We start from the raw sequence: 23,371 nt of genomic DNA, 5'->3' as shown, positions 1-23,371 counted from the left end.
ACGAGGAAGCTGGAGGAGACCTTGAGCGTGGATACTACTGAAACACCCACCCTCACCACCCAAGAGGTCGCTGAGGAACGAGACCTTGTAGGTGTCTACCTGCACGAGATCTCGAAGACCGCACTGCTCGACGCCGCCGCCGAGGTCGACCTCGCGAAGGCAGTCGAGGCCGGTCTGTTCGCGAAGCACCTGCTCGGTGAAGGGGACACCTTCGGCGACGCCACCGAGAAGGAGCTCAAGCGCCTGATCGAGGACGGCGCGCGCGCGAAGGAGCAGTTCATCAAGGCGAACCTGCGGCTGGTCGTTTCGATCGCCCGCCGGTACGTCCGCTCCGGAATGCCGATGCTCGACCTGATCCAGGAGGGGAACACCGGCCTGGTCCGCGCCGTCGAGAAGTTCGACTACGCGCGCGGCTTCAAGTTCTCGACCTATGCCACGTGGTGGATCCGCCAGGCGATCAGCCGGGCGATCGCCCAGCAGGAGCGCACCGTGCGCCTGCCGGTGCACCTGGTCGAGGACGTCAACCGGATGCGCAACGTGACCCGCCAGCTCACCCGTGAGCTCGGCGGCGACCCCGAACCCGACCAGGTGGCCGCCGCACTCGGCGTCACGGTCGAGCGGGTCAACGAGCTCATCCGCTGGAGCCAGGACACCGTCTCGCTGGACACGCCGATCGGCGACGACGGCGACACCAACCTCGGCGACCTGGTCGCCGACTCCGACGAACCCAGCCCCGAGGACGTCGTCCTCGCCGGCATGGAGCGCCAGCGCATCGAGATGATGCTCAACCACCTCGACGAGCGCTCGGCCGGCATCGTCAAGGCCCGCTACGGCCTCGAAGACGGCCGCGAGCACTCGCTCACGGAGGTCGCGCACCGGTTCCACCTGTCGCGCGAACGCATCCGGCAGCTGGAGATCCAGGCGCTCGCGCGCCTCAAGGAGCTCGCCAACGACCAGGTGATGGCCGAGGCGGCTTGAATGCGTAAGAAGCGCTAGCGAAGCAAGCGAAAAGGCGAAGGGCCGGGGCGAAAGCCCCGGCCCTTCGGCGTATCCGGATCGTCAGATGCGGCGGTAGCCGTCGATGGACATGCCCATGTCGAGGTCCGAGATCTTCACGACGTCGCCCGGCTTGGGCGCGTGGATGACCTGGCCGTCGCCGATGTAGATCGCGACGTGGCCGAGGCCGTTGTAGAAGACCAGGTCGCCCGGCTGGAGGTCGTCGCGGTCGATCGAGCTGGTCTCGTCCCACAGGGTGTAGGTCGAGTGGGTCAGCGAGATGCCCGAGACGTCGTAGGCGCCGACGACGAGGCCGGAGCAGTCCCAGGTGTCGGGGCCGGCCGCGCCGTACACGTACGACTCGCCGAGCTGGTCGCGGGCGAACTCGACCGCGGCGGTGGCGGCGTCCTCGCTGTACTCGGCCGTCGAGCCGGAGGACGACGAAGAGGAGGCGGACTCGCTCTCGGCCTCAGCCTCGGCCTCGGCCGCAGCGGCGGCCTCTTCCTCGGCGGCCTCGTCGTAGGCGGCCTGGGCCTCGTCGATTTGCGCGTCGAGCTCGGTGACCTGGGCTTCGAGGTCCGCGATCTGCGGTTCGAGCTCGTCGGCCGTCTCGGCGGCGGTCTGGGCCTCGGCGTACTTGTCGGACTGCTCCTGCGCGTACTCGACGAGCGTGGATACCTTGGCGCCGAGCTCGTCCTCGGCGGATTCGACCGCGGCGGTGACGTCGAGGAGCTGGGCGCCGGTGGTGCCGTAGTCCTCGGCGGTGGCGGTGATGACGGCCTGCGCGGCTTCGAGCTGCGCCTGGAGGCCGTCGAGAGAGGTGCTGGTCTGGTCGCGCTGGGCCTCGAGGTCGTCGAGATGGTCCTCGATCTCGGAGGCGGACGCGGCGTCGTAGTCGACGTCGGCCGCGTGGGCCCGGCTGCCGGCGAAGGCCGTCACCAGCCCGACCGTGGCGACGGTGACGCCGGTGTAGGCGGCGATGCGGCGGAGGATCGCACTTGCGCGCGATCGATGGTCGATATCAGTGCAGGCTTGAGCCACCAGGTGGCCTTTCTTCCTCGGCCGCCTACCGGGTTAGCTGTCGGGTTCGGGCAGGGAAGATCGCCCTACCCGCGCAGGCGCTGCCTGAGCGGGATTCACCCCGTGCACCGTCAGGATGGGGGGAACGGCGCGGCTGGGTCCCCGGCCCGCGCTGCGGTGTCTCGCCCTGGACCGGGAGGAACAGGCGTCATGCGCGGCGCGGCTCGGCGGTCCGGACGGGTGGGTCTCTGGGGGAGCCCTGAGGACCCGACCGGAACAGCCGCCGACGCTAGTACAGGGTGACCCGCATCGCCAAGTCTTCTGTGAGTGCCCTCACCGATCCGGATCGGACAGTGGTGACGCGGCGGGAGACAGGGCCACTATCCAGCGAGTTTATTGTCCGAACGGGCTACTCGCGGGTAGACCGTCCGCCGGGACGGTTCAGAAGCTGCGGAGGGAGCGGGGCGGGGGAGGGGACTGGATGGCGGTGGCGTCGGTGACCGGGACGGCCCCGGCGATGTACTCGCGGAGTTCGGTGCCCTCGACGACGCGGCAGGGGAAGGCGGCGCCGGCGCAGCGGCGGCGGAGGTCGGCGGTCGGGAGTTCGACCGTGGAGGCGACGGCGACGACGTTGCCGAACCGGCGCCCGCGCAGGACCGCGGGCTCGGCCATGACCGCCACATGCGGCCACACCTCGCGCATCGCCGCGAGCGCCGGCTTGAGGAACTTCATGTGCCCGCCGTCGCAGAGGTTCACCGCGTAGTGCCCGCCCGGGCGCAGGACCCGGTTCGCGGCGTGGAGGAACTCGACCCCCGTGATGTGCGCGGGGACGCGGGCGCCGTCGTAGACGTCGGTGATGATCAGCTCGTAGCTGCCCTCGGGCGCCGACTCGACCGCCTCGCGGGCGTCGGTGCGGCGGATCTTGACCTTGACGCCGCGCGGCAGCGGGGCCTCGGCGCGGACCAGTTCGATGAGCTCCTCGTTCGTCTCGACCGCCTGCTGGTACGACCCGGGCCGCGTCGCCGCCACGTACCGCGCCATCGCGAGCCCGCCCGCGCCCAGGTGCAGCACCCGCAGCGGCTGCTTCGGCTCGGCGGCCGCATCGATGAGGTACGCGATCCGCTGCATGTACTCGGCGTCCAGGTAGGACGGGTCGTCGAGGTCGATCGTCGCCTGCACGACCTCGTCGTAGACGAGGTGGAGGAGGTTCGGGCGGCCGGGGTCGCGGTCGAAGCGGAGCTCAGTCACGGTTCAGATTGTGCCCGAAGGGCCCTGCGCGGCCTGCGTCCGAGCCGAGGCCGCGATGTGGGCGATGCGCCGCAGCGCCGCGAACACCGTCTCTCCCAGGATGGTCGCGACCACCGCCTGCTCGGCGTCGACGCCCTCGACCTTCGTGGCCTCCGCGATGGCCTCCATGTCCGCCGACGCCAGGGCCGCCGCCGCGTCCGCGTAGTGGCCCAGCACCTCCTGCGGGTCGGGATTCCCCAAGCGGTAGAACGCGCTCAGGGCCGTGACCATCGCGTCGCGGTACATCGGCGGCGCCACCTCGGCCCACCCGTACTCCCCGAGCAGTTGGTCCACGGTGCGCTCGGCGGCCTCGGTCGTGCCCTCGCTCGCGAGCGAGAACGTCGGGTCCCGGTGCGTCGCCGCCAGGGCCGCGCCGAGCGCCTGGAACGCCGAGTCCTGGTGGCGCCCAAGCACCGTCAGGACCTCGCCGATCTGCGCGACCGACAGCCCGGCGGTCTCCGAGAGCGCGCGGATGAGCGTCAGGCGGTGCACGTGCGCGGGTCCGTACTCGACGGTGTTGCCCTCGCCGTGGTCGCCCGGCTGGAGCAGGTGCTCCCGCAGGTAGTACTTGATGGTGGCGGCCGGAACGCCGGTCCGCTCCGACAGCTCCCCTATGCGCATACGAGGCAGTCTATGACGGAATGCGCGCCCGCGTTACCGTTGAGCCACGGCCGGATCCCCCGCCCCGAAACCCCTCCTCACCGGAAAGGCGAAGGCCGATGGATGACCTCAGAACGGCCCTGCTCGAAGAGCTCCGCGAGATCGCCGCGCTGCCGGTGCCGGACTTCGATCCGGCGCTCGCCGACGACTTCGCCGCGACCGGGCGGCGCCTGCCGTACGAGGCCCAGTACTTCGCGCGCCGCCGCCACCTCGCCGCGCTCGCCATCGCCGGGGAGGCCTCGACGCTCTCTTCCCTGATCAAGGACGTCTGCCAGGAGCGCTCCTGGGCCCTGCCCGCCCACTGGGGCGAGGACTTCGACCCGCGCACCTGCGTCGACCTGTTCGCGTGCGAGACCGCGCAGGCCCTCGCCGAGATCCTGCGCCTGCGCGAGGACGTCGAAGGCGCCGAGCAGGTCGAGGCCGAGATCCGCGAGCGCGTCCTCGACCCGTTCTTCGAGTCCGAGTTCCCGTTCTGGTGGGAGCTGCGGATCTCCAACTGGACCGCCGTGTGCGCCGGCGCCGCCGGGCTCGCCGCGCTCGCGCTCGGCTACGACACCGACGTCATCCGCGGCCGCGTCCTCCCCGCCCTCCAGTCCTACCTGTTCTCCTTCGGGCCCGACGGCGGCTGCGTCGAAGGCGTCTACTACTGGATCTACGGCTTCGGCTACTTCACCTACTTCGCCGAGGCCTGGCGCGAGGCCACCGGCGAGGACCTCCTCGAAGGCAACGAGGCCATCGCCGCGTTCCCCGCCCGCGCCCAGCTCTACCCCGGGTCCTTCGCGACCTTCGGCGACACCGACGCCGACCCGCTCCTGCCCGCCGGGCTCCTCACCCGCCTCCAGGACCGCCTCGGCGCCCAGCCGCCCGCCGCGTCCCGCCCCCAGACGTTCGCCGAGGACGAGTGCGCGCGCTGGGCCCCGCTCACCCGCACCCTCGAATGGGGCCGGCCCCTGCCCGAGTCGATCGAGCCCGCCCGCACGCTCCTGCCCGAGGTCGGCTGGTTCGTCGAACGCCGCCAGATCGGCCGGCGCATGTGGGCCCTCGCCGTCAAGGGCGGCTACAACGAGGAGCCCCACAACCACCTCGACCTCGGCTCGTTCATCGTCGCCGTCGACGGCGAGCAGCTCCTGTGCGATGCCGGGGCCGGCGAGTACACCGCCGCCTACTTCGGCGACGAGCGCTACGACCAGGTCCACCCCTCCGCCGCCTGGCACTCCGTGCCCACCGTCGAAGGCGCCTCCCAGCAGGCCGGCGAGGACTCCCGCGCCGAACTCGTCGACGGCCCCGACGGCGTCGAGGTCTACGTCGACGCGTACGGCGACGGCGCCCTCATCCGCAAGTTCGCGTGGACCGACGACGGGATCGCCTTGGGCGACTTCGGACCCGAGCTCACCGAGGCGTTCGTCAGCCGCATCCGCCCCGAACTCGAAGGCGACCGCGCCGTCTGGACCGGGGAGCGCGGCACCCTCATCCTCCACGGCGTCAACCCCGACGACGCCGTCGTCGACTCGGTCGACACCGTCGACCACCGCGGCCTCCACGACCGCCTATGGGCGCTCCGCTTCGGCCTCCCCGCCGAAGCCCCCGGCCTCCGCTTCGAGTTGCTCTAGGAGCCCGTCGGCCTTGAGGCGCTGGCGGGCGGCCGCGATCGCTTCGCTGGTGTGCTCGAACAGGCGCCCCTGCTGCCACAGCGGCTCCAGGATGCCCAGGGCCTCAAGCGGTTTGGCGTGCACCGGTTCGAGGCCGGACAGGTAGACGGCGATGCCGCGGTGCTCCAGGCGCTTGATCGCGTCCGCGAGGACCGTCGCCCCCGACGCGTCCATCGTGGACACCCGGCTCATGCGCAGGACCACCACGCGCACGTCCGCGACGTCCAAGAGCTGCAACAGGAACCGGTGCGCCGCCGCGAAGAACAGCGGGCCTTCGAGCCGGTACGCCACGATGTGCTCGTGCAGCAGCGCCGCCTCCTCGTCGTGGTGGTCGCCCGAGTCGATCGGCTCCTCCTCGACCGACACCGACCGCGAGATCCGCCCCAGCGCCAGCAGCCCCGCGAGCGCGATTCCCACCGCCACCGCCCACACCAGGTTGAACAGCACCGTCGCGGCCAGCGTCAGCCACATGACCGCCGCGTCCGCGCGCGTCGACCGCGCCAGCGCCAGCATCGACCCGACCTCGATCATCCGGATCGAGGTCGCGATGAGCACGCCCGCGAGCGCCGCGAGCGGGACGTGCGCGACCAGCGGCGCGAGCGCGAGCATCATGAGCGCCAGTACGAGTGCGTGCGTCAGCGACGCGAGGCGCCCGGCCGCCCCCGACCGGACGTTCACCGCCGTGCGCGCGAGCGCCCCCGAGGACGGCATGCCGCCGAAGAACGGCGTCACCAGGTTCGCCACGCCCTGCCCGAGGAGCTCGCGGTCGGGGTTGTGGTGGCGGCCAACGGTCATGTTGTCGGCGACCGTGGCCGACAGGAGCGACTCCAGCGCGCACAGGGCGCAGATCGCGACCGCGGCGGCCAGCAGCTGCGGGGCCTCCGACGCGAAGTCGAGGAACCCGGCCTCGGGGGCCGGGATGGTGCGCGGGAGCGACCCGATGACGTCGACGTCGAGTTCCGCGAACCAGACGACCGCGGTCGCGGCGACCACCGCGAGCAGCGGCGTGGGGATCTGCGAGTGCAGGCGCGACCCGAGGAGGATCGCCGCCACGACGCCGGTCGCGACCGCGACGGGCGCCCAGTCCGGGGCGGCCGCGAAGGCCCGCACCGATTCCCAAGCGCCCGTGATCAAGTGCGCGTTCTGTGAGGGCAGGCCGAGGGTGGACGGCAGCTGCTGCACCGCGATGACGATCGCGACGCCCGCCGTGAAGCCCTCGACCACCGGGACCGGCACGTACCGCGCGTACCGGCCCGCCCCGAGCAGGGCGAGCGCGACGAGCATGAGCCCGGCCATGACGCCCACGAGCATCACGCCCGTGTGCGAGTGCGTGGCCGCCAGCGGCACGAGCACCACGGCCATCGTCCCGGTCGGGCCGGTGACCTGGAGGTTCGAGCCGCCCAGGAGCGCGGCGAGGACTCCGGCGATGATGGAGGTGATGAGGCCCGCGAAGGCCCCCAGACCCGAGGCGATGCCGAACCCCAGCGCCAGCGGCAGCGCGACGACCGCGACGGTGAGCCCGGCGAGGAGGTCGGAGTGCCAGTGGCGGCGGACGTGGAGGAAGTCGGACCGTTCGGGAAACAGCTGTCGGAATCGTCGACGTTTCGTAGCAGTTGTCTCTCGTATCGTGGTCATGAGCGTATTGTCCCGTCCGGTGGTACGGGAGCGGGACTCCAACGCGCCGGGGCGGCGACCGGTTCGGTTGCTGCCGTAGGATCGCCACCGTGCGTGCGAGAGGTCTGGAGACGGCGGTCCGCGTCGGCGGCGCGGTCGTCGCGGCGGCCGCGGCGGTCCTCGCCGCCCTGATCGAATCGTTCCTGGTGCCGACCTACTGGGGCGGCATCGCGATCCCGCTCGCCGGGGCGTTCGCGTTCGCCGGGAACTGGTCGCTCGCCGCGCTGGCGGTGTGGTGGACCGGCAGCCGGTGGGGCGCGCTGGTCACCTCGCTCGCCTGGTTCGGCGTGGTCCTGACCGCGTCGATGCCCACGTCCGCCGGTTCGCTGGTGATCAGCAGCGGCTTCAACGGCTACGCGCTGCTCCTGGCCGGTACCGCCGGGATCGCCGTCGCGCTGTGGCGGTATTTTCGTCCGAGACCGCAGCAAGCCCCCTCTGCCCCGAAGGAGTCCCGACAGTGACCCTCCTCAGCCGCCTCCTGATGCCGCACTGGCCGTCGATCTACGGCTTCGCGCTGGGCCTGATCGCCGCGAACCTCGGCGGCCGGATCGCCTCGAACGTGTGGGGCGAGGGCACCGCGGTCGGCGACCTCGTCGGCGTGTACACCTTCGGCGCCATGGCCGCCGTCGGTGTCGCGGCCGGGATCTGGTGGGGCGTGCGGCGCCCGCGCCGGGAGATCACCGGCGAGCTGCTCGTCATCTTCCTGATCGCGACCCTGTTCGCGGTGCTGGTCAACCCGCTCATCGCGCGGGTCGACTACCCGGACCTGCAAGGGGTCTTCTCGCAGGTCCCGATCTACTTCGCGCTGCTGGCCCTGTCGGGCTGGGTGGGCTTCCTCATCGTGATGGCCCTCGGCGTCGACCGCTACGGCCGCGAGCTGAAGGCCACCAAGATCGCGTTCGAGGCCAAGGCGAGCCCGAAGAAGGCCCAGGCCGCTAAAGCTTGATCCGGTAGCAGTACCGGTAGCGCTCGGCGTAGCCGAGCCGCCGGTACATCGCGATCGCGGGCGCGTTGTCGGCCTCCACCTGGAGGGCGGCGCGCGCCGCTCCGTTTCCGGCGCCCCACGCCTCCAGCGCGGCGAGGATCTCGGTCCCGAGCCCCTGGCGGCGCAGCTCGGGGACGGTGCCGACGTTCGTGACTGCCAGGAGGTCCTCGGCGATCGCGCCGCGCCCGCGCGCGACCAGGACGCCGCCGCGCCGGATCTCGGCGTAGCCGCGGCCCGGCCCGGACCCGAAGACCCGCTCGGCGGTCTCGGGGAAGCCGCGGTCGGCCTGCTTCAGGAACTCGGCGCTCGGGGCGTCGGCGATGACGACCTCGCCCTTGTACGCGTGCTCCTTGAGCGCTTTGACCATCACGACGGTCTCCATTTCGGCGGTCCAGCCGCGCGCGGCCAGTTCGTCCTCAAGGCGCCGCGTGACCGGCCCGGCCAGGGAGAACTTCGGCGGCAGCCCGCGAGCTTCATACCAGGCCTCGACGGCGGCGACGGCCGCGTCGGTGCCGCCTTCGGGCGCGGTGAGCGCCAGGACCGAGTTCGCGCGGTTGGTGAACCCGCCGGCGGCCCGCAGCAGCCACCCGCCGAGCTCGGCGGTCTCGGTCGCGGGCCAGGTCGCGGCCAGGAGGCGCTCCAGTCCGATGATCTCGGAGAACGGGGTCGGCTTCGGCGGGATCGGCCGCGCCGCGACCACGTCGGCGGTGTCGATGGTGACGACTGCCCCTGTGGCGGGCCGCACGCGCCAGTGCTCCGGGCCGAACTCGATAAGCTCGCCCGTGATGTCCGTGAACCGACGACCGGGCCGGGCGTCCTGCAATCTGATCCGAACCGCCACGCGACGGCCGACGTTCTCCGGTCCCAGCATCTGGCGCACCCCAAGCCTTCGGGTCTATAAGAGGAAATAAGCTTTAGGCTCATCTCAACGCAGTCCGCCCGACTGCGCGCTGTAGGAAGGACGACTCGTGACTTACGTAATCGCCGAGCCGTGCGTGGACCTGCTCGACAGGGCCTGCATTGAAGAATGCCCCGTCGACTGCATCTACGAAGGCAACCGGAAGCTCTACATCCACCCCGACGAGTGCGTCGACTGCGGTGCGTGCGAGCCGGTGTGCCCGGTCGAGGCGATCTTCTACGAGGACGACGTCCCCGAAGAATGGGCCGCCTACACCAAGGCCGACGTCGACTTCTTCGACGACCTCGGCAGCCCCGGCGGGGCCTCCAAGGTCGGCAAGATCGACAGCGACGTCCCGTTCGTGGCCGGTCTGCCCGCGAAAGAGGAGTAGCGCATGGCGCTGCGCCGCCTCCACAGCGCCTCCCCGGCGCGGCGGCTGCCGCGCTTCCCGTGGGACCGCATGGCCCCGTTCATGGAGCGCGCGTCGTCCCATCCGGGCGGGCTCATCAACCTGACGGTGGGCGCGCCGGTCGACCCGGTCCCCGAGTCGATCCGCGCGGCCCTCGACGAGGGCTCCGCGTTCCCCGGGTACCCCACGGTCGCCGGGCCCGCGGACCTGACCGCGGCGATGCGCTCGTGGCTGCACCGCCACACCGGGGTCGCCGAGGACGTCGCGGTCCTGCCCACCGTGGGCTCCAAGGAGCTGGTCGCGAACCTGCCCTTCCAGCTCGGCATCGGCGCCGGTGAGACCGTGGCCTACCCCGAGATCGCGTACCCGACGTACGAGATCGGCGCGATCCTCGCCAAGGCCGAGCCCGTCCCGGTCGCCGACCCGCGCGACGCCGCCGGCTCGCGCCTGCGCCTGGCGTGGATCAACTACCCGACGAACCCGACCGGCGAGTCCGCCTCGGTCGAGCACCTGCGCGACCTGGTCCGCTGGGCCCGCGACAGCGGCGTCGTTCTCGCCTCCGACGAGTGCTACCTGACGCTCGGCTGGGACGAGGACAATCCGCCGGTGTCGGTCCTCGACCCGCGCGTCAACGACGGCGACCTCACCGGCCTGCTGGCCGCGCACTCGCTGTCGAAGCGCTCGAACCTGGCCGGGTACCGCTCCGCGTTCCTCGCCGGGGACCCCGCGCTCGTCGCCGACCTCCTGGAGATCCGCCGCCACGCGGGCTTCATGGTCCCGTGGGCGGTCCAGCGGGCCACGATCGCGGCCCTGCACGACGAGGAGCACGCGATCGAGCAGCGCGCCCGGTACGGGCGCCGCCGCGAGGTCCTGCGCGCCGCCGTCGAGGCCGCCGGGTTCCGCATCGACCACTCGACCGCGGGGCTCTACCTGTGGGCCACCCGCGACGAGGACTGCTGGGACACCGTGTCCTGGCTCGCCGAGCGCGGCATCCTCGCCGCCGCGGGGGAGTTCTACGGCCCCAGGGGGAACCGCCACGTGCGCCTGTCCCTGACGGCCACCGACGAGGCGATCGCGGACGCCGCGCGGCGCCTCAAGTGAGCATGTGAAAGGGGCCCGCAGCCGGATCGGCTGCGGGCCCCTTCTCCTTGCGTCCGTTACTCGGCCGGGATCGGGACGTCCGGGACCGGGACGTCGGGCAGGTTCGCCAGGGCCGCCTGGCACTTGTCGTTGAGCGCCGAGACGTCGGGCAGCGGCGAGGAGCCGGGGTCCGTCGGCAGCGGCAGTGGCAGCGGCAGGCCCGGGAGCTGCTCCGCCTCTCCGGCCGGCACGTCCGGCAGCGGCACCGGCGCGACGCCCCCGAGCTTGTCCAGCAGGTCGGTGACGCAGGTGAGCAGCGCCGGCAGGTCGACCAGGGCCGCCGGGTCCGGCAGCCCGCCCGGCACCGGAAGGTCCGGCAGCGGCACCGGCAACTGCTCGCTCGTGACGGGCTGGAGCTGATCGGTCGTCTCGGCCGCCATGGCCGCCGGCGCGCCGACGAGCATCACCGCCGGTACGGCGAGGCCGATGACCGCCATACGCCAGGTCTTCTTCGGAGTCGTGACTCGTTCTTCGCTGAACATGGACTCGGACATGAGGATTGCTCCTGTGGATCGTCGGCCCCCCGGCTCGGAGCGGTCCTGCCTTGTAAGGCCGTCGGTGGGGACGACCCCGACCGCTCCTCGGCACCGGGTTACCTAACTTTCCGTAGGACTTTATGTACTCCCCGTAACTCCCGTGCCGCTTCTGCGAAACCGGACGGGCAAATACTCGAATCCTCGCTTATGGACCCTCCCTGAACAGGGGGAATGCCACGGAAACCCAGCGTCGGAATCCCGACAGTGACGGCCGAACCGAGTGGCGGGCGTCGGACCCTTCGGCCACACTGGTCGGGTGACTGACTCGCTGCTCATCGGACGCGACCACCCCGCCTCCGCGCTGCGCGCGGCCGTCGACCGGACCGCCGCCAGCCACGGGGGCCTCGTCCTCGTCGTCGGCGAGGCCGGCATCGGCAAGACCGCCCTGGTCACCGAGGCCGCCACCCGGCGCCGCGACGACCTGCTCGTCGCCTTCGCGACCTCCTGGGACTCCGAGGCCGTCCCCGACAACTGGCTGTGGCTCCAGGTCCTGCGGTCCCTGCGCGGCCGCCTCGGCGAGGAGACCTGGCAGTCCCTCCACCCCGCGCCCGCGATCGACGTGTTCCTCGGCGAAGGCGACGCGACCCGCACCGTCGAGTTCGAACTCCACGACGCCGTCACCCAGCTGCTCATCAACGCCTCCCGGGTGCGCCCGCTCCTGATCGTCCTCGACGACCTCCACTTCTGCGACACCGCCAGCATCGAGCTGCTCAAGTTCGCCTGCCAGCACACCTTCTTCGAACGCGTCCTGTTCGTCGGCACCTACCGCGACTCCGAGATCGACCCCGGCCACCGCCTCCGCGGCCGCATGCTCCAGCTCGTCAGCAAGGCCGCCATGGTCGGCCTCGACGGCCTCACCGAAGACGGCGTCGCCGCACTCGTCAAGGCCACCGCCGGGTCCGCCCCCGACCCCGACACCGTCGCCGAGATCACCCGCCGCACCGGCGGCAACCCGTTCTTCGTCGAGCAGTCCGCGCTCCTGTGGGCCTCCGGCCAACCCGTCGACGCCACCAGCGCCGGCATGCGCGACGCCCTGCGCCGCCGCATCGACCAGCTCCCCGAACCGATCCTGCGGATGCTCACCCTCGCCTCGGTCGGCGGCCGCGAGTTCCACGCCGGCGTCATGGCCGAGGCCGCCGGGATCGACCTGTTCCGCATCGAGGCCGCCCTCGACCTCGCCTGCCAGACCCGGCTCGTGCGCCGCGAACGCGACCGGTACGTGTTCGTCCACGACCTCGTCCGCGAGACCCTCTACAACTCGATGGACCCCGCCGAGGCCGCCCACCACCACGGCTGCGTCGTGCGCGCCCTCGTCGCCGACCAGTCCCTCAAGAAGCACATGCTCGTCACCGAGATCGCCCACCACGCGTGGGTAGCCGGCGACGATCTCGACCCGGTGATCGCCGTCGACCTCCTCGCCCGCGCCGGCGCCAAGGCCAACGCCTGCATGAGCGTCTCCAGCTCCGAGAAGTACTTCCGCCGCGCCGTCGAGCGGTGCACGCCCGCCATGACCCGCAAGCGGGTGCAGCTGCGCATCCAGCTCGCCGACGCCGTGTGGTGGCTCCGGCGCGAAGACGAGGCCCGCGGGATCTACGCGCTGGCGCTCCAGGAGGCCGAGGACCTGGGCGACCCGATGCTCCTCACCCGCGCCGCCATGGGCGCGCCCCAGGCCGAGCGCGTCCCCGAGCTGGTGCGCCTGAAGACCCTCGCCTACGAGGGCCTGGCGGGCGAGCCGCCCGAGTCGGGGCTCGACCACGAGGCGCTGACCCGGCAGCTGCTGTACCGCTTCATGATCGCCGCCCGCGAGTCCGGCGACGACGAGGACATCTCCTTCGGCCTGTGGGCCTCCCACGCCGCGAACTGGGGCCCCGGCACCGCCGCGAAGCGCCAGGAGATCGTCGAGGAGCTCGCCGAGATCACCCGCCGCACCGGCGACGAGGAGATGCGGCTGCTCTCCTCCTCGCTGCGGTGGGTCGTGCTCCTGGAGCAGGGCGACCCGGCGTTCCTCGCGCAGCTCGCCGAGTTCCGCACCCTCGCCGACGCGGCCGAGTCCGACCACTGGCGGGGCGGCTCCAGCGTCGACCAGGCCATCGTCGACATCGTCCAGGGCCGCTTCGACGCCGCCGAGGTCCGCATCGGCGAGGCCGCCGCGCTCATGGACGGCGAGCGGGCCCACCTCGACCTCGTCGACCACCTCCGCTGGGAGCTCCAGCTCGCCCGCGGCGAGGCCCCCGAAACGTCCACGGCGCACCGGGCGCACTACGGCGACCAGTACGCCGACCTCCTCGCCGGGATCAGCGCGCTGCGCCGCGGCGAGACCGGCCGGGCTCACTTCGTCCGCGAGCGCCTGGCCGCCGCCGACGGCATGTACGGCTCGTGGGAGTCGCTCATGCTGCGCTTCGAGGCCGAACTCGCGGTCGCCGACGGCGACGCCGACCTGGCGCGCGACGTCTACGACCGGCTCGCGCCCTTCGAAGGCGAGTGGCTGGTCTCCATGTGGGGCATCAGCATCGCCGGGCCCATCAGCCACTGGCTCGGCACGCTCGCCGCCGTCCTCGACGAGCCCGGGCGCGCCGCCGCGCACTTCCGGGCCGCCGTCGACCAGGCCGACCTGCTCGACGCCGCGCCCTGGTCCGACCTCGCCCGCGCCGCGCTCGCGTGCCTCGAATCCCCGCCCGTGCCCGCCGCCCCCGCTGCCGGTGACGTGTTCCGCCGCGACGGCGCCACCTGGACGCTCGCGTACGCCGGGACCGTCCTGCACCTGCCGCACGCGAAGGGCCTCGCCGACCTGCACGAGCTGCTCTCGCACCCGGGGGAGGAGGTCGCCGCGGCCGTGCTGCTCGACCCGTCCGAGGCGGTCGCCGCCGACGCGCGCCTGGGCGGCGACGACGTCCTCGACGCCGAGTCCCGGGCCCGCTTCCGCGAGCACCTGGAGGCCCTCGACGAGCAGATCGACACCGCCGCCGCGGTCGGCGACGACGCCCGCGCCGCCGCCCTCGACGCCGAGCGCCAGACCCTCATCGAGCACCTGAAGGCCGCCACCGGGCTCGGCGGCCGCGCCCGCCGCCTCGGCGACAACCACGAGCGGGCCCGCAAGTCCGTCACCAACCGTATCCGCAACACCCTCAAGAAGATCGAGGACGGCCACCCCGCCCTCGGGGGCCACCTGCGCGAGGCCGTCACCACCGGCTCGTCCTGCGCCTACCGGCCCGGCCCCGGCGCCCCCGAGTGGAACCTGTGAACGCGAAGGGGCCGGGAAGGCACCTGCCCTCCCGGCCCCGCCGGGTGTTGTGAATCGAGTCTTACTTGCGGTTGTAGGCCCGCACGGTCAGGGTCCCGAACACGGCCGTGAACCCGGCCGACCAGATCAGGGTCGTGATCACCGCGGACGCCTCGACGTTCCCGTCGAACAGGCCCCGGACCCCGTCCACCAGCTGGCTGATCGGCGTGTGCGCCACGACCGGCTGGAGCCAGCCGGGCATCGTCGCCGGGTCCACCATGACGTTCGACAGGAACGTCAGCGGGAACAGGATCGACATCGAGATCGACATGACCGTCTTCTCGGAGCGGGCGATGAGCCCCAGCCAGGTCCACAGCCACGAGAACGCGAAGCAGAACACCAGCAGCAGCCCCACGCCCAGCAGGACGCCGTCGAAGCCGCCCGTCGGCCGGTAGCCCATCACCAGGCCCGTGCCGAACATGACCGCCCCGGCCGCCGCGTAGCGGAACACGTCCGCCAGCAGGTACCCGACCATCGGCGCGGCCCGCCAGATCGGCAGCGTCCGGAACCGGTCCGATACTCCCTTGTGGATGTCGATGTTGACCGACATGCCCGTGTACATCGTCGTCATCACGATGCTCATGACCATGATCCCCGGCAGCAGGAACTGCAGGTAGTCCCCGGTCCCGCCCGCGATCGCGCCCCCGAACAGGTACGTGAACATCAGCAGCATCATGATCGGGAAGATCAGGATGTCGCCCAGCTGCTCGGGCACATGCTTGATCTTCAGCATCGAACGCCACGCGAACGCCCGCGCCGACGCGAACGCGCTCGGCGGCGACGGCCGCTCGCCCTGAGCCAGGAGCTTGCGCAGCCGGTCCTTCTCGACCGGCGCCGGCGCGTCCTGATCGGTGCTCGTCTTGGTGTCGGTGAAAGCCATGATCGGTTCTTCCTCTTCTCTCAAAGTCCGCTGTCTCAGGCGTCGACGCGCTCGGTGAGGGCGAGGAAGACCTCGTCCAGGCTCGGCTGGCCGAGCGAGAAGTCGTCGACGAGGATGCCGGCCTTCGCCAGCTCGCTCAGTGCGTGCGCGCCCTGCACCGCGTTGTCCTGCCCGGGCAGGAGCCGCGCGGTGAGCGCCACCGGGTCGTCGTCCAGCTCGACCTCGGCGCGCAGCGCCTCCGCGAGGACGGTCTTCGCGTGCTCGCGCTGGTCGGTGTGGTGCAGCCGCAGCTTGATCGACCCCGCGCCCACCGAGGACTTCAACTGCCCCGGCGTGCCCTCGGCGATGACCTTCCCGGTGTCGATGACCGCGATGCGGCTCGCCAGCTGGTCGGCCTCCTCCAGGTACTGCGTCGTCAGCAGCACCGTGGTGCCCTCGCCGACGATCGTCCGCACGACCTCCCACACCTGGTTGCGGCTGCGCGGGTCCAGGCCCGTCGTCGGCTCGTCCAGGAACAGGAGCTTCGGCGTGATGATGATCGACGCCGCGATGTCCAGGCGCCGCCGCATCCCGCCCGAGTAGGCCTTCACCTGCTTGCCCGCCGCGAACGCCAGCCCGAACGCCTCCAGCAGGTCCCCGGCCCGCGACCGCGCCGCCGGCTTCCCGAACCCGTACAGCCGCGACAGCAGCACCAGGTTCTCCAGCCCCGTCAGGTCCTCGTCCAGCGACGCGTACTGCCCCGTCAGGCTCACCTGCGTGCGCACCGCCGCCGCGTCCTCGACGATGTCGCGCCCGAACACCTCGGCCCGGCCCGCGTCCGGACGCAGCAGGGTGGCCAGCATCCGCACCGTCGTCGTCTTCCCCGCCCCGTTCGGCCCGAGCACCCCGTACACGGTCCCCGCCGGGACCTCCAGGTCCACGCCGTCCACGGCCTTGATGTCCTTGAAGTGCTTGACGAGCCCCTCGGCCCGAATCGCGGTCTCGCGAGTCATGATCAGCTCCTTGAATGAATTACTGCCTTCACCCAAGAGGCGCTACACGCCCGCCAGAAACCGCGAGGCCCCGCTACACGCGATGTAGCGGGGCCCCGGTTTGCTATTCGTCAGATCAGTCGCGGAGGTGCTTCGGGCGCAGGACCAGCCAGAACAGCAGGGCCGCCACGCCCGAGCCGATCGCGATCGCCGCCGCCGTGGTGTTCCACACGCCCGGCAGCTCCAGCTCGTAGAAGCGCGCGAACGGCGGGACCGCCAGCACCAGGACGAACGCGCCCGCGCACACCCCGACCAGCAGGCCCTTCCACCACGTGTACGGCTTCGCCACGATCGCCAGCGCCACCAGCGCGAGGCTGAACAGCGTGATCGCCGCCGTCGTCTGCGGCTGCTGCGAGTCGTAGCCGTCGTGCGCCAGCGCCGCCAGGTACACCGCGAACGTCGGCACCGCGCAGCAGATCCCCGCCGGGATCGCGAACTTCAGGACCCGCTTCACGAACCCGGGCCGGGCCCGGTCGAAGGTCGGGGCCAGTGCGAGGAAGAACGCCGGGATGCCGATCGTGAACGCGTTGATGAGCGACTGGTGGATCGGCAGGAACGGGTACGGCAGCGGGTCGTTGCCCGCGATCCACGCGATCGACGCGCCCACGGCGATGAACAGCGCCAAGGCGATCGCGTACACGGTCTTGGTGAGGAACAGGTTCGAGACCCGCCCGATGTTCCCCAGGACCCGCCGGCCCTCGGCGACCACGTGCGGGAGCGTCGCGAACTCGTCGTCCAGGAGCACGACCTGCGCGACCGAACGGGCCGCGGCCGAACCGGAGCCCATCGCGATCCCCAGGTCCGCGTCCTTCAACGCGAGGACGTCGTTGACGCCGTCGCCGGTCATCGCCACGGTGTGGCCCCGCGACTGGAGCGCCCGCACGAACGTCTGCTTCTGGTGCGGCTTGACGCGCCCGAAGATCGTGGCCCGCTCCAGCAGGTCGGCGAGTTCCTCGGGGTCCTCGGGGAGGCGCCGGGCGTCCACGGTGTCCGCGGCGCCCTCGACGCCGAGCTGCGCGGCGACCGCGCCCACGGCGGCGGGGGAGTCCCCGGAGATGATCTTGACGGCGACGCCCTGCTCCTTGAAGTAGGCGAGGGTCGCGGCCGCGGTCGAGCGCAGGCGCTGGCGGAGGACGACGAGGGCCTGGGCCTTGACACCGGTGACGCCGCCGGTGGTGGAGGCGGTCTCGGCGGTGATGAGGGCGAGGACGCGCAGGCCCTGGGCGGCGAGGACGTCGGCTTCGAGGGCGACGGGGTCGCCGGAGTCGAGGAGGACGTCGGGGGCGCCGAGGAGCCAGTTGCCGTGGTCGGTGAAGCGGGTGCCGCTCCACTTGCGGGCGGAGGAGAACGGCATGACGTCGATGACGCGCCAGCGCGGGTCGCCGACCTCGTTGTCCCCCAAGTAGGCCGCGACGGCCTGCATGGTCGGGTTGGGGCTGTCGTCGGAGGCGGCGAGCGCGGCGAGGGCCTCGTGGGCGGCCGCGGCGTCGGTGCCGTCGATGGGGCGGATCTCGTCGACGTCCATGCCGCCCTCGGTGAGCGTCCCGGTCTTGTCCAGGCACAGCACGTCGGTGCGCGCCAGGCCCTCGATCGCGGGGAGCTCCTGCACGAGGCACTTGCGGGCGCCGAGGCGCACGACGCCGACGGCGAAGGCGACGGAGGTGAGCAGCACCAGGCCCTCGGGGATCATGGGGACGATCCCGGCGACGGTGGAGACGATGATCTCGCGCCAGTTCTGCGCGTCGGCGGCCTGGCTGACGATGAGGAGGATCGCGATGGGGACGATCAGCCAGTTGATGAGCTTGATGAAGCGGTTGATGCCCTCGCGCAGTTCGGAGCGGGCCAGCGTGAACTTGCTGGCCTCCTCGACGAGCTTGGCGGCGTAGGAGTCCGCGCCGATGTGCTCGGCCCGGAACAGGCCGGTGCCGGCGACGGCGAAGGACCCGGACCGCACTTCGTCGCCGGGGGTCTTGGCGACGGGGTCGGCCTCGCCGGTCAGCAGGGACTCGTCGATCTCCAGGTTGCGGGACTCGACGACGGGCCCGTCGACGACGATGCGGTCGCCGGGTTCGACGAACACGAGGTCGTCCTTGACGATCCGGTTCGGGGCGACCTCCTGGACCTCGCCGTCGCGCAGGACCTTCGCGTTGGCCTGGTTCATGAGCGAGAGCTTGTCGAGGGTGCGCTTGGCGCGCAGCTCCTGGATGGTGCCGATGAGGATGTTCGCGATGATGACCCCCGCGAACAGGCCCTGCTTCCAGCCGCCGAACGTGACGGCGATGACTGCGAGCACGCCGATGACGGCGTTCAGCGGGGTGAACAGGTTGGCGCGCAGGATCGCGGAGAACGGTCGGCTCGTGTGGCGCTTCGCCTCGTTGACGGCTCCGGCCTCGACGCGCTCGGCCACCTCGGCGGCCGTCAGGCCGCGGTCGCCTGCCAGCATGGGTGTTGTCACGTCGACAGCTTATGCGACGTTCGCTGTGCTGTATCACCGCCGAAGGACCGAGACGCCGGATTCGCCCCTCGGCCGTTCTGCGGAGGCGGCGCGCGTCTCCCGCGGCCTCATCCGATTGCGGCCGGGCGCGGTCCGGCCCGTAGAATCCCTGATTATGGCCAATGTACTCACACCGCAGGGCGAGGACTTCCCTCGCTGGTACCAGGACGTCATCGCCAAGGCGCAACTCGCCGAGAACGGGCCGGCGCGCGGCTCGCAGGTGATCCGACCGTCCGGGTTCTCCCTGTGGGAGCGCATGACGGCCGAGATGGACGCGCGCATCAAGGAGACCGGCACCGAGAACGCCTCGTTCCCCCTGCTGATCCCCGAGTCCTACTTCACCCGGGAGGCCGACCACGTCGAGGGCTTCGCCCCCGAGCTGTGGATGGTCACGCACGGCGGCGGCAAGGAGCTCGAAGAGAAGCTCGCGATCCGCCCCACCTCCGAGACCGTCATCGGCGAGTACATGGCGAAGTGGGTCAACTCGTACCGCGACCTGCCCCTGCTGCTCAACCAGTGGTGCAACGTCATGCGCTACGAGCTGCGCACCCGCCTGTTCCTGCGCTCCTCGGAGTTCCTGTGGCAGGAGGGGCACACCGTCCACGAGTCCTATGAGGACGCCCACGCGTTCACGCTGCGCATCCTCCACGAGGTCTACGCCGACTTCATGGAGAACGTGCTGGCGCTGCCGGTGCTGCGCGGCATCAAGACCGAGGCCGAGCGCTTCGCCGGGGCCCTGAACACGTTCGCCGTCGAGTCGCTCATGCGCGACGGCAAGGCCCTCCAGATGGGCACCTCCCACGAGCTGGGCCAGAACTTCGCGAAGGCCTTCGACATCCAGTTCCAGGGCAAGGACGGCAAGCAGGCCCACGGCTGGACCACCTCCTGGGGCACTTCGACCCGCATGATCGGCGGCCTCATCATGGGTCACGGCGACGACGCGGGCCTGCGGGTCCCGCCGAACCTCGCCCCCGTGCAGGTCTGCGTCATGGTCGTCAAGGACACCGACGAGGTCCAGACCGCCGCGCGGAAGGTCTACGACGAACTCAAGGGCGACGGCCTGCGCGTCAAGCTCGACGACCGCGGCGACGTGGCCTTCGGCCGCCGCGCCGTGGACGCCGAGCTCAAGGGCTACCCGGTCCGCATCGAGATCGGCCCCCGCGACCTGAAGAACGGCGAGGCCACCGTGGTCTCGCGCGTCGCCGGCACCAAGGAGACCGTCCCGCTCGGGATGCTCGCCGAGGCCGTCGCCGCCGCGCTCCAGGGCGCGCAGGACCAGCTGTGGAACGAGGCCCTGGAGTTCCGGGAGTCGCACACCGCCGACGCGGCCACCGTCGAGGAGGCCGTCGAGGCGGCGCAGACCGGTTACGCCCGCCTGCCCTGGGACGCCTGCGGCGTCGAAGGGGAGCGCAAGGCCGCCGAGTCCTCGGTGACGGTCCGGGTCCTGCAACGCGAGGACGGCTCCGTACCGGACTCCCTGGATGAACCCGGTCTCATCGCCTACCTGGCGCGGTCGTACTGATCCGCGCGTGCGGTAGAGTCGGTCGCTGTACATGAGCTTTGGGACGGGTGCCCTCTCAACAACCGTGACGCAAAGCCAGGTTTCAGCGCGAACGCAATCCGGAGTGATTCCCCTGGACTGCGTGCGTGCTGCGTGATCCTTATTACAGGAGTAACAAGAACGTGGCAGTGAAGATTCGCCTCACGCGTATGGGGAAGATTCGTACTCCCCAGTACCGCATCGTCATCGCCGACTCGCGGGTCAAGCGAGACGGCAAGGTCATTGAGAACGTCGGGATCTACCACCCGAAGGAGAACCCGTCCCGGATCGAGGTCAAGTCCGACCGCGTCCAGCACTGGCTCTCCGTCGGCGCCCAGCCGACCGACCAGGTCAAGGCCATCCTCCGCAAGACCGGCGACTGGCAGCGCTTCAAGGGCCTGCCCGAGCCGGGACCGCTGAAGGTCGCCGAGCCGAAGCCCGAGAAGGAGTCGCTGTACGTGGCGGCCCTCAAGGAGTCCGGTATCGACCCGTCGAAGGCCTACGTCTCGGACGACGCCGTCAAGGCCGCCGACACGAAGCCCGCGACGAAGTCGAAGAAGTCCGCCGAGAAGGCCGACGATTCCGCTAAGACTGAAGAGGTCAAGGCGGAGGCCGCCGAGGCGTCCGACGAAAAAGGGGAGTAGACCGTGCTGCGACCAGCGCTTGAACACCTTGTGAAAGGCATCGTCGATCACCCTGACGATGTCCGTGTCCGTCTGGTCGACTCGCGTCGCGGCAAGCGCCTGGAAGTCCGGGTCAACCCGGACGACCTGGGCACGGTGATCGGCCGCGGCGGCCGCACCGTCAACGCGCTGCGGCAGGTCATCGGCTCGATCGGCGGGCGCGGCATCCGTGTCGAGGTCGTCGATTCCTACTGAGTCATAAGCAACCGGCCCCGGGGACAACCCCGGGGCCGTTGTGCTGCAAGGAGAGGTACCCATGCCAGAGGTCGTGGTCGGCCGGATCGTGCGCCCCCACGGGCTGCGCGGCGAACTGATCGTCGAGGTCCGCACCGATGACCCCGAGTCCCGGTTCCAACCCGGAATCGAGTACTCGACGAAGAACGGGCCGCTGAAGGCCGTCACCGTGCGCTGGCACCAGGGCCGGCCCATGGTCGGCTTCGAGGGCGTGCCCGGCCGCACCGAGGCCGAGCTGCTGCGCGGCGTCCTCCTGTCGGTCGACGTCGACCAGGACGACCTCGGCGACGACGAGTTCCGCGACGACGACCTCGAAGGGCTCAAGGTCGTCGAGGCCGACGGGACCGAGATCGGCACCGTCTCCCGCATCGAGCACGGCGCCGGCCACGAGACGCTCGTCGTCAAGCGCCAGGGCACCCACCCGGCGCGCATCCCGTTCGTCGCCGAGATGGTCACCGAGATCGACTTCGAGAACGAGGTCATCACCGTGGACCTGCCCCCGGGCCTGCTGGAGCTGTAGTGAAGATCGACGTCGTCACCGTCTTCCCCGAGTACCTCGCGCCGCTCGACCTCTCGCTCATCGGCCGCGCCCGCCAGCGGGGCCAGCTCGACCTGAACGTCCACGACCTGCGCCGCTGGACGCACGACGTCCACCACTCGGTCGACGGCGCGCCCGCGGGCGGCGGGGCCGGGATGGTCATGAAGCCGCAGCCGTGGGGCGAGTGCCTCGACGAGCTGGTCCCCGGCGACCAGAAGCCCCGCCTGCTCGTCACCAGCCCCGCCGGGCGGCCCTTCACGCAGGCGATGGCGCACGAGCTGGCGGCCGAGCCGTGGCTCATGTTCGCCTGCGGCCGTTACGAGGGCATCGACCAGCGGGTCGTCGACCACGCATCGGAGACCATGGAGGTCACCGAGGTCTCCATCGGCGACTACGTGCTCTTCGGCGGCGAGGTCGCGGTCCTCGCGATCGTGGAGGCCGTGGCCCGGCTCGTGCCCGGTGTCCTCGGCAACGCCGCCTCGCTCGACGACGAGTCGCACAACGCCGGGCTCCTCGAAGCCCCCGCGTACACGCGGCCCGCCGAATGGCGCGGCCACGAGATCCCGCCGGTCCTCCTCTCGGGCGACCACGCAAAGGTCGACCGCTGGCGGCGTGAGCAGGCGCTCCTTCGCACCGCGAAGGCCCGCCCGGACTTGCTGGAACGGCTCGACCCGGGTAGCCTCGACAAACGTGACCTGCTCCTCCTCGAAGGAGCCGGGCTCGCCGCCCCGGAGCAGGGTGTGGCAGAGTAAGACGGTTCCCCGTGACGTGCCGTTCGTTCAAGCGGTACCTCTCCCGGCCGGACTTCTGAACTTCTTTATCAACGAGGGTTGAAACCGATGAACATTCTGGATGAGCTGAACGCCGCCTCCATGCGCGCCGACGTGCCGGACTTCCGTCCCGGCGACACCGTCAAGGTGAACGTCCGTATTCAGGAAGGGAACCGGTCCCGCGTCCAGGTGTTCCAGGGCGTCGTGATCCGCCGCCACGGTGCCGGCATCGGCGAGACCTTCACGGTCCGCAAGATCAGCTACGGCATCGGCGTCGAGCGCACCTTCCCGGTCCACGGCCCCATGGTCGACTCCATCGAGATCGCCATGCGAGGCAAGGTCCGCCGCGCCAAGCTCTACTACCTGCGCGAGCGCAAGGGCAAGGCCGCGACCAAGATCAAGGAGCGCCGCGAGGTCTAGCACCTCCGACAGCTTTCGGAAGACCCCGGGCACCTGCCCGGGGTTTTTCGCTGTTCGCAGTTTTCCGCTACCCTCATCGTCATGAGTCCCGGTTCCTCCGACGGGGCGAAGGGCCCGCGCCGCATCGAATGGAGCCGACTCCCCGGCCCCGGCGAGCCCGGAGCCCCCGTGCCCCCCGGCGCCCCGAAGCGCCCCGGTCGGCTGCCCGACGGCCCCGCGGCGGGCGGCCCCGGCATGGGCGGACCGG

22 protein-coding genes and 1 riboswitch are annotated in these 23,371 nt (G+C 71.2%); of the genes, 13 read left to right on the top strand and 9 right to left on the bottom strand.

The genetic code is table 11. The annotated features are described in order from the left end of the window. Window positions 1-27: 27 nt before the first annotated feature. Window positions 28-978: a sigma-70 family RNA polymerase sigma factor gene (locus DI269_RS21340; protein WP_232822853.1), complete on the top strand. Its 951-nt coding sequence runs from the start codon at window positions 28-30 to the stop codon at window positions 976-978. 81 nt (window positions 979-1,059) lie between these two features. On the opposite strand, the gene DI269_RS21335 is transcribed toward DI269_RS21340, so the two are convergent. The 3 genes from DI269_RS21335 to DI269_RS27860 all read right to left on the bottom strand — a co-directional run bounded on the left by DI269_RS21335 (window position 1,060) and on the right by DI269_RS27860 (window position 3,924). Further along, entirely contained in the window at window positions 1,060-2,037 is a 978-nt protein-coding gene (locus DI269_RS21335; RefSeq protein WP_112139591.1) for a C40 family peptidase, read from the bottom strand. A 7-nt stretch (window positions 2,038-2,044) separates the two neighbouring features. Then, window positions 2,045-2,206: riboswitch (cyclic di-AMP (ydaO/yuaA leader) on the bottom strand. A gap of 251 nt (window positions 2,207-2,457) precedes the next feature. Then, window positions 2,458-3,264, bottom strand: coding sequence for a spermidine synthase (locus DI269_RS21330; RefSeq protein ID WP_198667614.1), 807 nt, complete (start codon window positions 3,262-3,264; stop codon window positions 2,458-2,460). Between the two features lie 3 nt (window positions 3,265-3,267). Continuing rightward, the gene (locus DI269_RS27860; RefSeq protein WP_198667613.1) at window positions 3,268-3,924 is read right to left on the bottom strand and encodes a MerR family transcriptional regulator; all 657 of its coding nucleotides are present in this window, start codon (window positions 3,922-3,924) and stop codon (window positions 3,268-3,270) included. Between the two features lie 98 nt (window positions 3,925-4,022). On the opposite strand from DI269_RS27860, the gene DI269_RS21320 reads away from it, so the two are divergent. Beyond that, the gene (locus DI269_RS21320; protein WP_198667612.1) at window positions 4,023-5,573 is read left to right on the top strand and encodes a heparinase II/III domain-containing protein; all 1,551 of its coding nucleotides are present in this window, start codon (window positions 4,023-4,025) and stop codon (window positions 5,571-5,573) included. On the opposite strand, the gene DI269_RS21315 is transcribed toward DI269_RS21320, so the two are convergent. Next, window positions 5,511-7,247: a SulP family inorganic anion transporter gene (locus DI269_RS21315; protein WP_112139586.1), complete on the bottom strand. Its 1,737-nt coding sequence runs from the start codon at window positions 7,245-7,247 to the stop codon at window positions 5,511-5,513. The genes DI269_RS21320 and DI269_RS21315 overlap by 63 nt on opposite strands. A gap of 89 nt (window positions 7,248-7,336) precedes the next feature. Between DI269_RS21315 and DI269_RS21310 the strand changes: the two genes are divergently transcribed. Together DI269_RS21310 and DI269_RS21305 are read left to right on the top strand one after the other, a co-directional pair. Then, complete coding sequence (locus DI269_RS21310) at window positions 7,337-7,747, top strand: hypothetical protein (protein ID WP_112139583.1); 411 nt, start codon at window positions 7,337-7,339, stop codon at window positions 7,745-7,747. Beyond that, complete coding sequence (locus DI269_RS21305; protein WP_112139580.1) at window positions 7,744-8,232, top strand: hypothetical protein; 489 nt, start codon at window positions 7,744-7,746, stop codon at window positions 8,230-8,232. The genes DI269_RS21310 and DI269_RS21305 overlap by 4 nt, the downstream gene beginning before the upstream one ends. Here the strand turns inward: DI269_RS21305 and DI269_RS21300 are convergent. Continuing rightward, complete coding sequence (locus tag DI269_RS21300; RefSeq protein ID WP_456298703.1) at window positions 8,222-9,142, bottom strand: GNAT family N-acetyltransferase; 921 nt, start codon at window positions 9,140-9,142, stop codon at window positions 8,222-8,224. The two genes, DI269_RS21305 and DI269_RS21300, sit on opposite strands and share 11 nt — an antisense overlap. 97 nt (window positions 9,143-9,239) lie before the next feature. Here DI269_RS21300 and fdxA point away from each other — a divergent pair, with 97 nt between their 5' ends. Both fdxA and dapC read left to right on the top strand, forming a co-directional pair. Then, complete coding sequence (fdxA, locus tag DI269_RS21295) at window positions 9,240-9,560, top strand: ferredoxin (protein ID WP_112139575.1); 321 nt, start codon at window positions 9,240-9,242, stop codon at window positions 9,558-9,560. 3 nt (window positions 9,561-9,563) lie between these two features. After that, window positions 9,564-10,679, top strand: coding sequence for a succinyldiaminopimelate transaminase (gene dapC / locus DI269_RS21290; RefSeq protein WP_112139573.1), 1,116 nt, complete (start codon window positions 9,564-9,566; stop codon window positions 10,677-10,679). Between the two features lie 56 nt (window positions 10,680-10,735). On the opposite strand, the gene DI269_RS21285 is transcribed toward dapC, so the two are convergent. Further along, window positions 10,736-11,212: a hypothetical protein gene (locus tag DI269_RS21285; protein WP_112139570.1), complete on the bottom strand. Its 477-nt coding sequence runs from the start codon at window positions 11,210-11,212 to the stop codon at window positions 10,736-10,738. A gap of 298 nt (window positions 11,213-11,510) precedes the next feature. On the opposite strand from DI269_RS21285, the gene DI269_RS21280 reads away from it, so the two are divergent. Continuing rightward, window positions 11,511-14,495 (top strand): ATP-binding protein, encoded by a 2,985-nt coding sequence (locus DI269_RS21280; protein ID WP_198667611.1) that lies wholly within the window; start codon window positions 11,511-11,513, stop codon window positions 14,493-14,495. A 61-nt stretch (window positions 14,496-14,556) separates the two neighbouring features. Here DI269_RS21280 and DI269_RS21275 read toward each other — a convergent pair whose 3' ends face one another. From DI269_RS21275 to DI269_RS21265, 3 genes are all read right to left on the bottom strand, one after another. Then, window positions 14,557-15,414 carry an ABC transporter permease gene (locus tag DI269_RS21275; RefSeq protein WP_112139566.1) on the bottom strand — a complete coding sequence of 286 codons (858 nt, stop codon included), beginning with the start codon at window positions 15,412-15,414 and terminating at the stop codon, window positions 14,557-14,559. A gap of 35 nt (window positions 15,415-15,449) precedes the next feature. After that, window positions 15,450-16,406 (bottom strand): ATP-binding cassette domain-containing protein, encoded by a 957-nt coding sequence (locus tag DI269_RS21270; RefSeq protein ID WP_112139564.1) that lies wholly within the window; start codon window positions 16,404-16,406, stop codon window positions 15,450-15,452. Between the two features lie 115 nt (window positions 16,407-16,521). Continuing rightward, window positions 16,522-18,900, bottom strand: coding sequence for an HAD-IC family P-type ATPase (locus tag DI269_RS21265; RefSeq protein WP_198667610.1), 2,379 nt, complete (start codon window positions 18,898-18,900; stop codon window positions 16,522-16,524). 154 nt (window positions 18,901-19,054) lie between these two features. Between DI269_RS21265 and proS the strand changes: the two genes are divergently transcribed. The 6 genes from proS (at window position 19,055) to rplS (ending at window position 23,124) form a co-directional block, all read left to right on the top strand. Continuing rightward, window positions 19,055-20,461, top strand: a complete 1,407-nt coding sequence (proS, locus tag DI269_RS21260) for a proline--tRNA ligase (protein WP_112139558.1) — start codon at window positions 19,055-19,057, stop codon at window positions 20,459-20,461. Window positions 20,462-20,622: 161 nt separating this feature from the next. Then, a complete protein-coding gene (rpsP, locus tag DI269_RS21255; protein WP_112139556.1) occupies window positions 20,623-21,123 on the top strand; it encodes a 30S ribosomal protein S16 in 501 nt (166 codons plus the stop codon). A 3-nt stretch (window positions 21,124-21,126) separates the two neighbouring features. Continuing rightward, a complete protein-coding gene (locus tag DI269_RS21250) occupies window positions 21,127-21,357 on the top strand; it encodes an RNA-binding protein (RefSeq protein WP_026922808.1) in 231 nt (76 codons plus the stop codon). A 61-nt stretch (window positions 21,358-21,418) separates the two neighbouring features. Then, window positions 21,419-21,916 (top strand): ribosome maturation factor RimM, encoded by a 498-nt coding sequence (rimM, locus tag DI269_RS21245; RefSeq protein ID WP_112139554.1) that lies wholly within the window; start codon window positions 21,419-21,421, stop codon window positions 21,914-21,916. Then, complete coding sequence (gene trmD, locus DI269_RS21240) at window positions 21,916-22,686, top strand: tRNA (guanosine(37)-N1)-methyltransferase TrmD (protein WP_112139552.1); 771 nt, start codon at window positions 21,916-21,918, stop codon at window positions 22,684-22,686. Before rimM ends, trmD begins: the two co-directional genes overlap by 1 nt. Before the next feature lie 87 nt (window positions 22,687-22,773). Then, the gene (gene rplS, locus DI269_RS21235) at window positions 22,774-23,124 is read left to right on the top strand and encodes a 50S ribosomal protein L19 (protein WP_112139550.1); all 351 of its coding nucleotides are present in this window, start codon (window positions 22,774-22,776) and stop codon (window positions 23,122-23,124) included. Window positions 23,125-23,371 lie beyond the last annotated feature (247 nt).

It is taken from the genome of Glycomyces dulcitolivorans, from assembly GCF_003265355.1.
Classification (GTDB): Bacteria; Actinomycetota; Actinomycetes; order Mycobacteriales; family Micromonosporaceae; genus Glycomyces; species Glycomyces dulcitolivorans.
The sequence above is the reverse complement of the archived record's forward strand: the minus strand, read 5'-3'. Positions and strand labels throughout refer to the sequence as shown.

Coding starts and splice junctions, on each gene's coding strand:
- DI269_RS27860 (WP_198667613.1), bottom strand. CDS start 3,924: ATGCGCATAGGGGAGCTGTCGGAGCGGACCGGCGTTCCGGCCGCCACC.
- DI269_RS21320 (WP_198667612.1), top strand. CDS start 4,023: ATGGATGACCTCAGAACGGCCCTGCTCGAAGAGCTCCGCGAGATCGCC.
- DI269_RS21315 (WP_112139586.1), bottom strand. CDS start 7,247: ATGACCACGATACGAGAGACAACTGCTACGAAACGTCGACGATTCCGA.
- DI269_RS21300 (WP_456298703.1), bottom strand. CDS start 9,142: ATGCTGGGACCGGAGAACGTCGGCCGTCGCGTGGCGGTTCGGATCAGA.
- dapC (WP_112139573.1), top strand. CDS start 9,564: ATGGCGCTGCGCCGCCTCCACAGCGCCTCCCCGGCGCGGCGGCTGCCG.
- DI269_RS21285 (WP_112139570.1), bottom strand. CDS start 11,212: ATGTCCGAGTCCATGTTCAGCGAAGAACGAGTCACGACTCCGAAGAAG.
- DI269_RS21275 (WP_112139566.1), bottom strand. CDS start 15,414: ATGGCTTTCACCGACACCAAGACGAGCACCGATCAGGACGCGCCGGCG.
- DI269_RS21270 (WP_112139564.1), bottom strand. CDS start 16,406: ATGACTCGCGAGACCGCGATTCGGGCCGAGGGGCTCGTCAAGCACTTC.
- proS (WP_112139558.1), top strand. CDS start 19,055: ATGGCCAATGTACTCACACCGCAGGGCGAGGACTTCCCTCGCTGGTAC.
- rimM (WP_112139554.1), top strand. CDS start 21,419: ATGCCAGAGGTCGTGGTCGGCCGGATCGTGCGCCCCCACGGGCTGCGC.
- rplS (WP_112139550.1), top strand. CDS start 22,774: ATGAACATTCTGGATGAGCTGAACGCCGCCTCCATGCGCGCCGACGTG.